Source organism: Paenibacillus sp. USDA918EY (assembly GCF_009870825.1).
GTDB classification, from domain to species: Bacteria; Bacillota; Bacilli; order Paenibacillales; family Paenibacillaceae; genus Paenibacillus_AQ; species Paenibacillus_AQ albilobatus.
In genome coordinates this window covers 44,441-58,317 of the sequence record NZ_WTWY01000006.1, presented here as the reverse complement: position 1 = coordinate 58,317, position 13,877 = coordinate 44,441, and the positions used below count along the sequence as shown (strand labels likewise).

General features: G+C 51.8%; 12 protein-coding genes. 9 read left to right on the top strand and 3 right to left on the bottom strand.

Features of this window, described 5'->3' with window-relative positions; genetic code table 11:
• Window positions 1–6 precede the first annotated feature (6 nt).
• Complete coding sequence (locus tag GQY55_RS14095; RefSeq protein ID WP_160042425.1) at window positions 7–318, top strand: 50S ribosomal protein L33; 312 nt, start codon at window positions 7–9, stop codon at window positions 316–318.
• A gap of 84 nt (window positions 319–402) precedes the next feature.
• Here GQY55_RS14095 and GQY55_RS14090 read toward each other — a convergent pair whose 3' ends face one another.
• Window positions 403–846, bottom strand: coding sequence for a GNAT family N-acetyltransferase (locus tag GQY55_RS14090; protein ID WP_160042805.1), 444 nt, complete (start codon window positions 844–846; stop codon window positions 403–405).
• A gap of 788 nt (window positions 847–1,634) precedes the next feature.
• Here GQY55_RS14090 and ilvB point away from each other — a divergent pair.
• From ilvB to ilvC, 3 genes are all read left to right on the top strand, one after another.
• A complete protein-coding gene (gene ilvB, locus GQY55_RS14085; protein WP_160042423.1) occupies window positions 1,635–3,380 on the top strand; it encodes a biosynthetic-type acetolactate synthase large subunit in 1,746 nt (581 codons plus the stop codon).
• Between the two features lie 2 nt (window positions 3,381–3,382).
• Complete coding sequence (gene ilvN, locus GQY55_RS14080; protein ID WP_160042421.1) at window positions 3,383–3,868, top strand: acetolactate synthase small subunit; 486 nt, start codon at window positions 3,383–3,385, stop codon at window positions 3,866–3,868.
• A 175-nt stretch (window positions 3,869–4,043) separates the two neighbouring features.
• Entirely contained in the window at window positions 4,044–5,036 is a 993-nt protein-coding gene (gene ilvC, locus GQY55_RS14075; RefSeq protein WP_160042411.1) for a ketol-acid reductoisomerase, read from the top strand.
• A 125-nt stretch (window positions 5,037–5,161) separates the two neighbouring features.
• Here ilvC and GQY55_RS14070 read toward each other — a convergent pair whose 3' ends face one another.
• The gene (locus GQY55_RS14070; protein WP_160042409.1) at window positions 5,162–6,142 is read right to left on the bottom strand and encodes an aldo/keto reductase; all 981 of its coding nucleotides are present in this window, start codon (window positions 6,140–6,142) and stop codon (window positions 5,162–5,164) included.
• 243 nt (window positions 6,143–6,385) lie between these two features.
• On the opposite strand from GQY55_RS14070, the gene leuB reads away from it, so the two are divergent.
• The 5 genes from leuB (at window position 6,386) to GQY55_RS14045 (ending at window position 11,738) form a co-directional block, all read left to right on the top strand.
• Window positions 6,386–7,465 (top strand): 3-isopropylmalate dehydrogenase, encoded by a 1,080-nt coding sequence (gene leuB / locus GQY55_RS14065; RefSeq protein ID WP_160042407.1) that lies wholly within the window; start codon window positions 6,386–6,388, stop codon window positions 7,463–7,465.
• A 382-nt stretch (window positions 7,466–7,847) separates the two neighbouring features.
• Window positions 7,848–8,396, top strand: coding sequence for a peroxiredoxin (locus tag GQY55_RS14060; protein WP_160042405.1), 549 nt, complete (start codon window positions 7,848–7,850; stop codon window positions 8,394–8,396).
• Window positions 8,397–8,678: 282 nt separating this feature from the next.
• Entirely contained in the window at window positions 8,679–9,086 is a 408-nt protein-coding gene (locus GQY55_RS14055; protein ID WP_160042403.1) for a hypothetical protein, read from the top strand.
• A 383-nt stretch (window positions 9,087–9,469) separates the two neighbouring features.
• The gene (locus tag GQY55_RS14050; protein WP_160042401.1) at window positions 9,470–10,582 is read left to right on the top strand and encodes an ATP-binding protein; all 1,113 of its coding nucleotides are present in this window, start codon (window positions 9,470–9,472) and stop codon (window positions 10,580–10,582) included.
• 214 nt (window positions 10,583–10,796) lie between these two features.
• Window positions 10,797–11,738 (top strand): serine/threonine protein kinase, encoded by a 942-nt coding sequence (locus GQY55_RS14045; RefSeq protein ID WP_160042399.1) that lies wholly within the window; start codon window positions 10,797–10,799, stop codon window positions 11,736–11,738.
• Here the strand turns inward: GQY55_RS14045 and GQY55_RS14040 are convergent.
• Window positions 11,701–13,806, bottom strand: coding sequence for a VWA domain-containing protein (locus GQY55_RS14040; RefSeq protein WP_160042397.1), 2,106 nt, complete (start codon window positions 13,804–13,806; stop codon window positions 11,701–11,703). The two genes, GQY55_RS14045 and GQY55_RS14040, sit on opposite strands and share 38 nt — an antisense overlap.
• Window positions 13,807–13,877: the final 71 nt, after the last annotated feature.

The window sequence follows — 13,877 nt, the reverse complement described above, 5'->3', positions numbered from 1 at the left end:
TAATTTATGCAACAGACTGTTACCCGTAAACAAGCGCAAAAGCTGATCGGTCAACATATAGTGGCTGTCAAAAAAGATGGCAATCTCGTTACTGGCAAGCTTCTTCGCATTTCCGGCAACCGTTTGATTCTTCAGCGCGGCAAAGGTAAAAAAGTGCAAACGAAAGCAATCATTCCGCTTGTCTTGTTTGATCTTTTGGCCATCGGAACGGCTCCTTTCGCCGGATTCTACGGAGGATTCGGTCCTTACGGTGCTCCGGGATACGGCTTTGGACCATACCCTGGAGCATATCCGGGAGCGTACGGCGGGTTTTACTAAGAAAACTATCAATTTAGAAAATGATGAAAAGTATAAACATCCGGGAACGGCCGCATCGTAAAATGTTCTCATAGGTTAGGCCGGTCAAAGCGCTTTTTCAAGTTCGTGGCATTGATTAAGGGTATGGTACCGCACCATGAAATAACCCATTTTCCGGTAAAATGATAAGCCGCTGGCGTTGCCTGCGTCAACCATCACTTTGGCCCGAGTGCACCCGCGTGACGCCGCAAACTTTTCGGCATGCACCATCAGCAGATTGCCCCATCTTTTGCGTTGTGATTCGGGTGCGACGGCCAGCATATCGATGTACAGCAGCTTGCCGTGCAGGATGAAATGGACAAATCCGAGCGGGTCGTCTTCATAGCGTTGGCAGGCGATGAGGGTGATGCCGCGGCTCAGTCTTTTCGGAACGTCTTTGCGAACGGCTTCGAGTTGAGCCGGGGACAGATGCGAGATGGGGACAAGCTGGGAATCGATTAACCGCATAATGAACGTATCGTCTTGTTTCGGTCTCCGATAACGGATCATCATGTCTGACCTCCCTTCGAGATGGGCTTCTTCGAAGATGAATTCATGTCATCATATGAGTGAAGCTTGCATACGGTGTACGCACCTCCCCGAAAGGGATTTTTCATTTTTTAGAAATATGGGTATTGACTTTTAAGTTCGAGGGAACATATAATGTGTCTAAACATTTTAACGAACATATTGCGATCGGCAATGAAGAGGACGAAGTTTAAAGGGCTCTTTTGCTCAGAGAGTGTGAGGATTTGCTGCAACCTCCACCAAAATCCCTTTTATACGAGCTCACCTCGGAGCTGTTCTCCTGAAACGCGCTAAAGCTTATTAGGGAGAATCGTAAAGTCCACGTTACGGACTTAAGGTATGGGAACGGCTGTTTTGCTTGTCTTGACCCGATCCCGATACCTGATGAGGCTGGACATCGCGAGATGTTTGGCAAATATGGGTGGTACCACGGAAGCGCAACCTTTCGTCCCTCACGCAGAAGATTTCTGCGTGACGGGCGGAAGGTTTTTTTGTTTTCCCGGTATCGGAACGAAGGAACAACGAGAACGCGCATCCCGGTATCGCTGAAAGGACCTCCCGTCGGCACGGCCTTATTTCCGTGAAAGTACGTCGACAGACGTTTTTCTTAGATGCGAATCAATTTCATAAGGTTCAAAAGGCAGCAATGAAACGATGTGTAGGCCAATCAACCCGTATTGAATCTATAGATCGTCGAAATTGAACTGCCGATGATGTTGTGAAATTGACTCATGTCACATGTATGTAAATTTTGAGGAGGAGGATGACTGATGAGCGCGCAAATTCCTGAAGTGCGGTCTACAGAACAATTACGTGAGAAATGGATGAAGTCGGAAGTCATTACCGGCTCGGAAATATTGCTTCGCAGCCTTTTGCTTGAAGGCGTCGAGTGTGTTTTCGGATATCCAGGCGGGGCAGTGCTTTACATTTACGATGCGATGTATGGATACGAGGATTTCAAACATGTGCTGACTCGTCATGAGCAGGGCGCGATTCATGCGGCCGACGGTTATGCAAGAGCCAGCGGCAAAGTCGGCGTATGTATTGCAACGTCGGGACCGGGGGCGACGAATCTGGTCACAGGAATTGCCACCGCTTATATGGATTCCGTTCCTCTGGTAGTCATTACGGGCAACGTAGCTACCTCCTTGATCGGAACCGATGCTTTCCAGGAGGCCGACATTACAGGTATCACGATGCCGATCACGAAGCACAGCTACCTGGTCAGAGACGTCAATGATCTGCCGCGGATTATCCACGAAGCCTTCCACATTGCTTCGACGGGACGCAAAGGTCCGGTCCTGATCGACATTCCGAAGGATGTTTCGGCAGCGAAGACTTTGTTTGAGCCAAGCAGTAACGCGGTAAACCTTCGCGGATACAACCCGCGCCTGGTGCCGAACAAACTGCAGCTGGACAAATTGGTGAAGGCGATTGAGGAAGCCGAGCGCCCGCTCATTTTGGCAGGGGGCGGCGTCATTTACTCCGGAGGCCATGAAGCCCTTTACGAATTCGTCAAACGGACGGAAATTCCGATCACGACGACGCTGCTCGGACTTGGCGCTTTCCCGAGCGGGCATGAGCTTTGGACCGGAATGCCGGGTATGCACGGCACATACACGTCGAACATGGCGATCCAGAAATCGGATTTGCTTATCAGCATCGGAGCGCGTTTCGATGACCGGGTAACGGGCAACCTGAACGGATTCGCCCCGCATGCCAAAATCGTGCACATCGATATCGACCCTGCCGAGATCGGCAAAAACGTTCCGACGGATATCCCGATTGTCGGCGATGTAAAAACCGTACTGGAAATGCTGATTCCGGAAGTGAAACGCGCGGACAAAGCCGATGAATGGAGAGCGTGGATCCGGCAGTCGAAAGAGGAGCAGCCGTTCAGATACGAGGACTCCGATACGGTGCTCAAACCGCAGTGGGTTATCGAAATGCTGAACGAAACGACGAACGGCGAAGCGATCGTGACGACCGACGTCGGCCAGCACCAAATGTGGGCGGCGCAATATTACAAGTTCAGCCAGCCGCGTTCGATGATCACATCCGGCGGCCTCGGAACGATGGGCTTCGGATTGCCTTCGGCGATCGGCGCTCAAATGGCCCATCCGGAACGGTTGGTCATCTCGATCAACGGGGACGGCGGAATGCAAATGTGCTCCCAGGAGCTGGCGATCTGCGCGATCAACAACATTCCGGTCAAAATCGTCATCATCAACAACCAGGTGCTCGGCATGGTGCGCCAGTGGCAGGAGCTGATTTACGACAATCGCTACAGCCATATCGACCTGGAAGGAAGTCCGGATTTCGTCAAGCTGGCTGAAGCTTACGGCGTAAAAGGCCTTCGGGCAACGAACAAGGAGGAAGCGCGCAAAGCTTGGGCGGAAGCGCTTGAAACGCCGGGACCGGTCGTTGTCGAGTTTGTGGTCAGCAAGGGTGAAAACGTGTATCCGATGGTAACTCAAGGCTCGACCATTGATCAAATGCTGATGGGAGATGCATAAATATGAGTACGAGACATACCATTGCCGTTTTAGTAAATGACCAGCCGGGCGTTTTGCAAAGAGTTTCCGGACTTTTTGGCAGACGCGGATTTAATATCGAGAGCATCACGGTAGGGCAGTCCGAAGAGCCTGGACTCTCGCGCATGGTCATCGTTACGCTTGGCGACGAGCACACCTTGGAGCAGATCGAAAAGCAGCTGTATAAGCTGATCGACGTTATTAAAGTCGTCGATCTCAGCTCTAATCCGATGGTGGCAAGGGAACTGGCCCTCATCAAGGTCAACGCCGAGCCGTCGGAGCGTCCCGAAATTATGGGCGTAGTCGAAACGTTCCGCGCGTCGGTCGTTGATATCGGCAGCCATAACCTGATGGTGCAGGTGGTTGGGGATACCACCAAAATCGACGCCATGATCGAACTTCTGAAACCTTACGGCATCCGCGAGCTTTCCCGGACGGGTGTCACCGCGATGATTCGCGGGAATGTATAATCATACACAATCGTCATTTTCATAACGCCCGCCGAAGAGCGGGGGTTTGAAGGGATCCCGAACATTCTGGCCGGCGCTTGGGATAGCAGCTCATTTGATTCCCGCTCGCTAAAGGTCTCTTGAAACACCCGCTCTTCATAAGGGTTGTTTTAAAAACAAAGGAGGACTTATAACAATGGCAGTTACGACTTATTATGAACAGGATGCAGAACTCAGCGTATTGAAAGGGAAAACGGTTGCCGTCATCGGTTACGGAAGCCAAGGCCATGCCCAGGCGCAAAACCTGCGCGACAGCGGCGTAAAAGTGATCATCGGCCTTCGCGAGGGCAAATCCTTCGATAAAGCAAAAAACGACGGTTTTGAAGTATACTCCGTTGCCGAAGCGACAAGCAAAGCGGACATCGTGCAAATCCTGATGCCGGACGAAACGCAAGCGGCGGTTTATAAAAACGACATCGAACCGAACCTGAAAAAAGGCGCGGCATTGATGTTCTCCCACGGCTTCAACATCCATTTCGGACAAATCGTGGCGCCAAAAGACGCCGACGTGCTTCTGGTCGCTCCGAAATCTCCGGGTCACATGGTTCGCCGCACGTACGTTGAAGGTTTCGGCGTGCCTGGACTGATCGCCATCGAACAGGACGCTACCGGACAAGCCAAGCAAATCGGCCTTGCTTATGCCAAAGGCATCGGTTGTACGCGTGCAGGGGTTATCGAAACTTCGTTCCGCGAAGAAACCGAAACCGACCTGTTCGGCGAACAAGCCGTACTTTGCGGCGGCGTAACCGCCTTGATCAAAGCCGGCTTCGAAACGCTCGTGGAAGCGGGATATGCACCTGAAATGGCATACTTCGAGTGCTTGCATGAAATGAAGCTGATCGTCGACATGATCTATGAAGGCGGCATGGCCAACATGCGCGATTCCATCTCCAACACCGCCGAATACGGCGACTACGTGACTGGACCTCGCATCGTGACCGATGAAACGAAAAAAGCGATGAAAGAAGTGCTTGCGGACATCCAACAAGGCAAATTCGCTCGCGACTTCATTCTGGAGAACCAATCCAACCGCGCATTCCTGAATGCGACCCGCCGCAACGAAGCAAACCATCCGATCGAAATCGTTGGTTCCCAGCTGCGCGAAATGATGCATTGGATCAAGAAATAATCCTATTTATACAAATATTCGCTTATTCCCGGAAGGGGAAAGCGCATCTTTCGATTCAAACAAAGCAGACCGCCGTTTGGCGGTCTGCTTTGTTGCCGTTTAAGAGATTTCTCCGAATGCCTCCCTTACCACGCATAAGCTTCCGGAGCTTCGCCGCCCGGTCCCGGGAAGATTTCATCCAGGCGTTTCAAGACGGCTTCGTCCAGCTTCAGGTCGATCACGCGCAGCGAGCTTTCGAGCTGCTCCAGCGTACGCGGTCCGATGATCGGCGCCGTGACGGCCGGATGGGTCAACAGCCAGGCCAGCGCGACGTTATCCTGCGGTTCGCCGATTTCATTGCATAATTGTGCGAAGGCCTCCAATTGGGCGCGGTGTTTTTCGATTTTGTTCGGATTACCGCCGCTGCGGGTGCCCTCCAGCTTTTTCAGCGCATTGCGTCCCAGCATGCCGCCGTCAAGCGGGCTCCAAGGGATGACGCCGAGTCCCATCGCTTTGGCTGCGGGCAGCACCTCAAGCTCCGGCAGGCGGCAGTTCAAATTATATTTATGCTGCTCGGCGACAAGACCGAGAAAATGACGGTTTTGCGCTTTGCCTTGCGCCTCGGCGATTTGCCATCCTGCGAAGTTGCTGGAACCGACATACCCGATTTTTCCTTGCGATACGGCCAGCTCGAATGCGCCCCAAAGCTCGTCCCAAGATACGTTGCGGTCGACATGATGCATTTGGTACAGCTCGATATGGTCGGTTTGCAGACGTTTCAGCGAGCCTTCCAGATGACGGCGGATTTTGTAAGCGGACAAACCTTCCTTGCCGTTGGGCCCGTCGGCGGGATCATGCATATTGCCATGAACCTTGGTCGCCAGAACGACCCTTTCGCGGCGTCCCCCGCCCTGCGCAAACCAGCGGCCGATAATCGTTTCCGTAAGGCCGGCGTTTTCTCCCCAGCCGTAAATGTTTGCCGTATCGAAAAACTGGATTCCGGCGTCCAGCGCGGCATCCATAATGCGGAACGCTTCCTTTTCGTCCGTCGCCGGGCCGAAATTCATCGTTCCGAGGCATAAGCGGCTGACCTTCAGACCTGATTTCCCGAGATAGGTATACTGCAAATCGTTCATCTCCTTCAGCGAAAGTTATGGTCTATACCATACCATTGTAACTGGAGAAATGAGGAATAGGAATGTGGGAAATTACGATGTGGGGCGAATCGTTTACTCGTAAAATCCGCTTATAGGAAAATACTATAAAGGTGATAGATTCTATATCTTGGTCAATGCCCTTTGGAATGTGATACAACAGTAGATAGAAGAACTGATCAGTGAGTGAAGGAACCAGAAGGAGTGACGGAAACCATGCCAGAAGTGAAGAAAATTGCCGTAATCAGCGGGGACGGAATTGGGCCGGAGGTCGTGGCCGAAGCCGAGAAGGTGCTGAAGCGTACGGAAGAGCTGTTTGGCTACTCGTTTGAAACGGAGCATGCTCTTTTCGGCGGGATCGCGATTGACGAGAAGGGAACGCCTCTGCCGGAGGAAACGCTTGCGGTATGTAAAAATGCCGACGCCGTGCTGCTCGGCGCCGTAGGCGGACCGAAATGGGACAGCAATCCGAAGGAATTGCGTCCGGAAACGGGATTGCTCGGAATCCGCAAAGCGCTTGGGCTGTTCTCCAATCTTCGTCCGGCGGTTGTATTCGACTGCCTGAAGGATGCTTCGACACTGAAACCGGAAGTGCTTGAAGGTACGGATTTGATGGTCGTTCGCGAATTGACCGGCGGAATTTATTTCGGCGACAAATTCAGACGCCAAGGCGAAAACGGGGAAGAAGCGGTCGACACTTGCGTGTACAACGTCGCCGAAGTGGAGCGCATTGTGCGCCAGGCGTTTGAAATCGCCCAGAAGCGCCGTAAAAAGCTTGCTTCCGTCGACAAGGCCAACGTGCTTGAAACCTCCCGTTTGTGGCGGGAAGTCGTCATTCGCGTGGCAGCGGATTATCCGGACGTTGAGCTGGAACACGTACTCGTCGACAACTGCGCAATGCAGCTGCTCCGCCGCCCGGCAAGCTTTGACGTCATCGTAACGGAAAACATGTTCGGCGACATTCTGAGCGACGAAGCGGCAATGCTGACCGGATCCATCGGCATGCTGGCATCGGCTTCGATGGGCGAAGGCGCCTTCGGCTTGTACGAGCCGGTACACGGTTCCGCGCCGGACATCGCCGGCCAGAATCTGGCGAACCCGATCGCCACGATTTTGTCGCTGGCCATGATGCTTCGCCTGACCTTCGGGTATGCGGATGCGGCGGACGCCATCGAAGCGGCGGTAGCGAAGGTTTTGAACGATGGCCACCGCACCAGCGACATCGCCGTCGACAAGAGCAAAGCAATCGGCACCCGCGAGATGGGGGACCTGATCGTCGCGGCGATGCAGAAATAAATAATCCAAGCAAAACAATCCAAGCGGGCGTCACCTTAACAAAGGCGATGCCCGCTTGCCGTATGTACGGAAACCAAAAGGCGCATACTTAAAATATGTGCAAAAAAAGGGTGCAAACATCGACATATATAATAGGAAGCTTTTTGTTCAACAATTGGAGGATGAATGTTCACCAAATTGTTTAATTTATAATTATTATAAATAAATAACGAATATAATCTTGACTTTGAAAAGGGCGGATGATAACATTTTAAATGTAGGTTCCGCCGGGATCACACATACTTTGAAACAAGAAAAACTAATGTTTTTCTTTCAAATAGAATAGGCGCAAGGCTTGTCCTTCCGGCTGTTCTATAGATATCATAAAGGAGGATTTTTAAACATGGCAGAACGTTTAGTAGGTAAACCCGCTCCCGATTTCACGATGGAAACCGTACTTGGTGACGGCTCCGACTTCAGTAAAGTAAGCCTGTCCGACTACCGCGGCAAATGGCTCGTATTTTTCTTCTATCCTTTGGACTTCACATTCGTGTGCCCAACGGAAATTACGGCTCTGAGCGAAGCCGCTTCCCAATTCAAAGCGCTGGACGCTGAAATCCTGGGCGTAAGCACGGACTCCATCCACAGCCATAAAGCTTGGATCAACACGCCAACGGACGCAAACGGACTGGGCAAAATCAACTTCCCGCTCGCTTCGGACATCACGAGATCCGTTTCGAAAGACTACGGCGTATACATCGAAGAAGAAGGCGTAGCGCTGCGCGGCCTCTTCATCATCAACCCTGAAGGCGAACTGAAATATCAAGTGGTTAACCACAACGATATCGGCCGCAGCGTTGAAGAAACATTGCGCGTGCTTCAAGCTCTGCAATCCGGCGGACTTTGCGCAATGAACTGGAAACCAGGCGACAAAAACCTTGTTACCAACTAAGTTTTAAACATAGGACAAGCCCCCTTTGTTCGGCATAAGGATGCACCTTATGCCTGCAACGGGGGCTTTTTACACCTGAGCGGGCAAAAACGAACGGACTGCGCCGAAAGTGCGAGAACAAATAAAAGCACAGTAGGCCTTTAAGCCGATTTTTGCCATAAATCCGAAGCCGGAAGGCAGGAATTTAATCCAGCCGAGTCGAAGTGAAAAAAGGAATCGACATCAATATAAGCGAATACATTTATGGAGAATGCGGTGGAATCAAGAGGAGGGTGAACTGGCATGAGTTATTGCTGCGGAGCGAGTATGGTTGGAACGAAGGGAACGTTGAAGCATTACCGCACCCAGGTCCATAATGTTCCCCTGCTGTTCTGTCCCGTGTGCCACCGGGTTGAAGTTCATTATAAAGTCGAAAACGAATACGAAATTTTGGCCGAATATGCGCATGGAGACGGGACTGCGGAGATCGATTTTCAAGATTACGTCGTGGAGGATGACGAGGCGATATTCGAAAACGTCGTCAACTGCGAAAAGGAGGACCCGAAAGAAATCGTACAAAGCCAAATCGATATGGCACTGGACCTGCTGACTATCGCCAAACAGATGAAGGACGAGAAATGGGAGGGCGAATTAAAGAAAAGGCTGGCTGTGATGAGCCAGCGGAGACTGCGTCTCCAGCACAAAGCATGATATCCGTCATGTCCAAACTCTATTACGGAAGCAGCAATGCCTGATATAATAGATAAAAAAGCATCAGTACATGCGCTTCATGTATTTGATGCTTTTATTTTGGGCGAAATTTGGGTCGATTTAACTAGAAACTTGTTTTTTCGACAGTTTCTCCGATTGTGTTTTCCGTTTACCTTGTCTATGATAAAGCTATCATTTAGGTTGTACAAATTTTCCAAGTTTATTGAGAAGTTGAAGGATTTCTGTAATCGCAAGGAGAAACATTGGTAATGCGGTCCGATCATATTAGAAGGTCACGTCGATCGACGTTTTCTTTTTGTTTGTCGTGTAGTTGAAGAATAGGAATGGGGGAAAACGCCTTCATTTCCGAAAGGGGGAGTATCGTGTTGGGCGATATCCAAGAGACGCTGTTACAGTCCCTGGAGGCTTTTCAATCTACGCAGCTGGTAAAAAACAAGTACGAAAACATTTTGGAGCATCTGGACAGCGGCGTCATGCTGTTTGACGGTGAAGGTGTGCTGACGTTCATTAATGTTCAAATGGCAAGGCTGCTTGAAGTTTCCCGCAAATCCTTGACGGGATGTACGATCGTGCAGATTTTGCGCCATCCGCAGCTGAGCCGGTACAAAAAGAAAAAGATATTGCGGATTTACCGCGAAACCCTGATCCATCGCAAAAAATATCACGAGCTGACGGACGAGTCCGGAAGGCAATGGCTGCTGACGGTCACCGACGGTGATCAAATGGATGGCGATTATTTGTTTAGCGTCAAAGACGTGTCGGATTTCAAGCAGATCGAGCAGACGGCTTACCGCAACGACAAGCTGGCCATGTTAGGCAAAATATCCGCCTCCATTGCCCATGAAATCCGGAATCCGCTGACAGCCATTCGCGGCTTTATCCAGCTTCTCCGTCCTCATCTGATTAAACTGGGGAAGGACGAATATGCCCGCATTATTTTGACCGAAATCGATCGAGCCAATGATATCATATACGAATTCCTGAATTCATCGAAGCCGTCCGCTCCGCAAACCACCGTCATTTCGGTCTCTTCGCTGCTGAAGGAGGTCGTTCTGCTGACCGAAAGCGAGGCGCTGATGAAGGGGTGCCAAGTGATCCTGCACGACGACATGCAGCCGCTGCACATCTCGGTAGACGTGAAGCAGATCAAACAGGTGATTTTGAACATCGTCAAAAATGCGATGGATGCCATCGATTCGTTGAGCGGCCAAAACGGAGGGCTTATTGAAATTCAGGCGCACCGGGACAACAAAAACGTACATATATGCATTTCCGATAACGGCAAGGGAATGGACCATAACACGCTTTCCCATCTTTTTGACCCGTTTTTCACGACCAAAGAAAGCGGGACAGGCCTCGGCTTGTCGGTTAGTTATCGGATCATCAAAAACCATAAAGGTTATATCGCCGTCAACAGCACCGTGGGCCAAGGCACGGAATTTATCATTTCGCTGCCGATCGTGGAAGTGGTGTAACGGCACACAGACGAAAATACGCCTGTTCCTTCGCCGCACGGTTGAGGGGACGGGCTTTTTTTGCTCAGCATGGTTTGCCGGGCGCAGGTTTGGCCGTGAAAGATATGTGCAGGAATCTTTTCCAGCACTTCAAAATTTAAGTTTTCAAGCAAAAATACGATATTAATAGTATAAGGGTTTGTTTAAAAACAAGAAGCAAAGCGGAGGGGGAAAGGTGGACATTTCATTGAACGGAAACGACCTGAAACGGAACTCGATCGTGGGCGGAAAAGCATTCGGCTCAAGCTTCGCATACCGGATCCGCAAAACGCTGGCATCCAGCGAGCTATCGATCGTCTATGCGGCGCGGAACGATGAAGAGGGAACCCGCTGCATCATTAAGGAGTTTTTTCCGAAAGCGTGGGTGCGCAGAGGAAAAGACGGCGTCAGCGTGCGGCGCAAAGCAGGGATGGCGGAGGAGAAATACGGCCTGCTGTGGAACGCTTTCCTCAACGAAGGGGAACTGCTTGAAAAAAGCCGGCATCCGGGCGTAGTCCGCTGTCTGGACCGTTTTGAGCAAAACGGCACGGCCTACATCGTCACGGAATACCTCGAAGGGGTGACGCTGGACCGCTACATTGCGGATTTAAGGGAGGAAGCGGACCCGGAGTTCCTGTACAAAACGATGATCCCGCTTATCGAAGCGCTGGAGCATATTCACCGGAACGGCGTTATTCACCGGGATGTAAAGCCAGGCAATATAATGATCGGCAAGGATGGAAGCGTGAAGCTGCTTGATTTTGGCTCGGCCATTTCCGTACATGAGCAAAACGGCGGATACCCGATCTTTACGACTGCGGGATATTCGCCGCTGGAATTGTATTCGGAAAAATCCCGCCAAGGGCCAATAAGCGATATTTACAGCTTGGCGGCGGTGCTTTATTTTTGCTGCCAAAAAAACGCGCCGACCGATGTCCGCAAAAGACTGTTCGACGAGCAGCTGGAGCGGCTGGGGACAGGATTGCGGCGTTCCTGGCCGTTCCTGTCGCCCATCGTGAAGCGCGGCCTTGCCGTTTCGCAGGACAAGCGCTGCGCTTCGCTCCGATGGTTCAAAGCCGCCCTGGCCATGGAGTACGCCACTAGCCCGTCTTTTCGCCGGAAACGCCGGTCCGGATAAAAATATTGGTGCTCGGCTTGATCGCTTTGTAACGGATCTCGATTTCCGTGATGCCGTCCTCGAATGTAATGTACAGCTTGTCGTTATATTCGAGGATTTCTTTTTTGTTCGCTTTCAGCGGCGTCCGGTTCCGCACGAGCGCACAGCGCGTCGTATGCTTGACGATCAGCCTGCCGTTTTTGGCGGCGGTAAACACGATGTGCTCCGCTTCCGGAAGCGGCTCGTTGACGTCGAGGCTTTGGAACAATTCCATCAGGCTGACCTTGCGTTTGGCAAAGGAAGTCAGCGGCCAGTATTTGACCGGAATTTCGCTGCCGCTGGCCGTCGCCAGAAAATATCCTTCGAGCTTGCCGGTTAAAGCCGGTTTTGGACGAAGCCAGAAGTACAGGGCGGTACCCAGAACCAGCAGCAGGGCTGCGCCGGCCAGGCTCCACTTCAGCACGGTATACTTCGATTGGACATGGATCGTCAGTACGGCGGTCGCTTGTCCGCCTTCCGGGTCGGTCGCCGTTAACGTCACGGCCGATTGTCCGGTATGGAGCGGGGAGAGCATGAGCTTGCCGCCGCTGAGCTCCGCTTTTAGTTTGGAACCGTCCTCTTTTCCGTCTTGAATCCCATACGTCAAAGGATCTCCGTTAGGATCCGCAAACAGATCGTCTAACAGGACTTCCGTTTTGCCGTCTTCTTTCGTAAGCTGCAGCTGTTGTTTTCCATGAACCTCCGGGGCAAGATTTACGATCTTTTGCGATTGTGCCGGGCCATGCCGGTAAAAGCTTGGACCGTCCATTTCGACATGCCACTCGTATGTTCCCGACTTCGGGAACGCGTATTCCGCATAAAATCGGGTCCCCTCGTTTTTCATCTCCACTTCCGACACTTTTTTGGAAGCAAGCTCCTTCACGACCAGTTTGGTTTTCAGCGACGCATACACCTCGGCGTCTCCAAGACGCTGGTTGTTGTCCGAACGGACGAGAAACGCCTCGATTCCGGCAGGCTTGCCTTTGATCGCTTCTTTTCCGGTCAGAGCCGCTTTCGCCTCCAGCGCATAACTTCCAAGCAGATTGATCTTGATCAGATCGCCCGGCGTTCCGCGGAACTTGAGTTTGGCGGTTCCTTTTTGCGGCTGCGAAATTTTGATCAGCGTGTAACTCGCCGACTTGAACATACGGATGTTCTCCGAGTTGTAGAACAGCTGCGACTCTTTCAGCGGATGTTCGGACAGCAAAATCATGTTGGCCTCATCCATGCTGGAATTTGGAATGTCCACCTGAATCTCCTGAAGATTTCCCGTCGCCGTGACGCCGGCCACCGGCATCAGTACCGAACGCATTTCTTTCGCAAAGATCCGGTTGAAAATTTCCGGCAAATCGTCGGCGCTGCTTGTAATGTAAAACGTCCCGCCGGTCTCGCTCGCGATCCGTTTCAGTTCGTCGGTGTTTACGGTGCCGTCGTGATTCAGGCCGATCGTGTAGATCGGAAACCCTGACTTCTTGGCCTGGGCGATCGCGCTGCCCACGTCCTTGGCGGAATCCGCCTTTGTCCGCTTCTGCTGGAACGGCCCGAAATCCGTTTCGCCGTCCGACAACAAAATCATAAACGGCTTTCGGCCTATATTCTGGTTATCCTGCTGGCCGGATGAAAGCAGCTTGCTTCCCGTGAGCAGGCCCAGTCCAAGGTCGGTATAACCGCTGCGCCGGAGCCCGTTGATGCTGCTTTTGATTTCGTTTTTCTTGGCGGCAACGGAAATCGCGGTCAGCGGCTTGGAGGCCACGATTTGATGATTGTAGGCGACGAATCCGACCCGCGTCCGGCTCGCATCGCTAATATCCATAAACAGTCGAATCACTTCCCCGGCGGACCGGTTCGGGTCGGCATGGTTCATGGAATAGCTGGTATCAAGCACGAACATGGCGTCAAAAGCCTCCGGCGGCGCCTTCTGGACAGATTCGGCGGACGCCTGGCGGCCGTCATAAAAAACGGATGTGCAACACGCAAAAACTAAAATCAGGAGTTTAGTCCTAAGCAAACCGATTTTTGAACCACTTTTTCCGTTCTTCTTGCGCAACATCTCTGAATATCCACCTCGCGAACTAAAATGTGACATATTTGGATGATTGGTCCCATTCCCTCGTGTATCCC